Origin of the sequence: Mesorhizobium sp. M7A.F.Ca.US.006.04.2.1 (assembly GCF_004022915.1) — a bacterium.
GTDB lineage: Bacteria > Pseudomonadota > Alphaproteobacteria > Rhizobiales > Rhizobiaceae > Mesorhizobium > Mesorhizobium ciceri.
In genome coordinates this window covers 1-943 of sequence record NZ_RZQA01001386.1, presented here as the reverse complement: position 1 = coordinate 943, position 943 = coordinate 1, and the positions used below count along the sequence as shown (strand labels likewise).

The following is a 943-nucleotide window of genomic DNA, read 5'->3' as shown; positions in this document are numbered from 1 at the left end:
CCAATGTTTCGGCGGTGCTGCAGGCGCTGCCGCTGGCGGTGACGATGGGAGCGGCACTTGTCTTTGGCGAGACTGTCGGCTGGCGGCGTTGGCTGGCCATCGCCATCGGATTTGCCGGCGTGCTGATCATCGTGCGGCCGGGCTTCGAAGGGTTCAGCGTCTACTCGCTGTCGGCGCTGGCCAGCGTCGCCTGCTGCGCGGTGCGCGATCTCGCCACCAAGCGGATTCCCAAGGCCATTCCGACATTGCTGGTGTCGACGGCAACCGCGCTTGCCATGACCATCGTCGGCGCGGCGCTGTTGCCGGCAATGGGCGGCTGGACGCCGATGACGGGCAACAGCACGGCCCTGCTGGCCCTGGCTGCTGTGCTGGTGATTATCGGCTACCAGTTCATCATCATGGCGATGCGGGCGGGCGACATCTCCTTCATCGCGCCGTTCCGCTACACGGCCCTGATCTGGTCGATCCTGCTTGGCCTGTTCATCTTCGCGGACATTCCCGATCTGCCGATGATCGTCGGCGCCACCATCATCATCGGCTCCGGCCTCTATGCGCTCTACCGCGAGCGGGTCGTCGGCCGGCGCAAGATCGTCGCCGAAAGCACGGGGCCAAGCATGGTTCCGGACGGAATCTAGCCAGATCATTGAAGGTTCTTGTGATTTCCGACGGCTGGCATACAGGCTTCGTGGCATGAAGCGAGACATTGCGGGGATTGTTCTGGCCGGTGGCCAGTCGAGGCGGATGGGCGGCGGCGACAAGAGCCTGTTGCCGCTTGGCGATGGCTGCCTGCTTGACCAGGTCGTGTCGCGCTTCGCCCCGCAAATAGAATCGATGGCGCTCAGCGCCAATGGCGACCCTGCACGACTCCTGCGCTTTGGACTGCCGGTGCTTGCCGACAGCGTGCCCGGCTTTGCCGGTCCGCTCGCCGGAATCCTGACCGGCC

At 65.0% G+C, this 943-nt stretch carries 2 protein-coding genes; both read left to right on the top strand.

Annotated features, from left to right (window positions below):
• Positions 1-635, top strand: a 635-nt coding sequence (locus EN925_RS37490) for a DMT family transporter (protein WP_164894745.1), incomplete at its 5' end; no start/stop codon positions are given.
• A 55-nt stretch (positions 636-690) separates the two neighbouring features.
• Positions 691-943: NTP transferase domain-containing protein (locus EN925_RS37485; RefSeq protein ID WP_164894744.1), on the top strand; the 253-nt coding region annotated here is incomplete at its 3' end.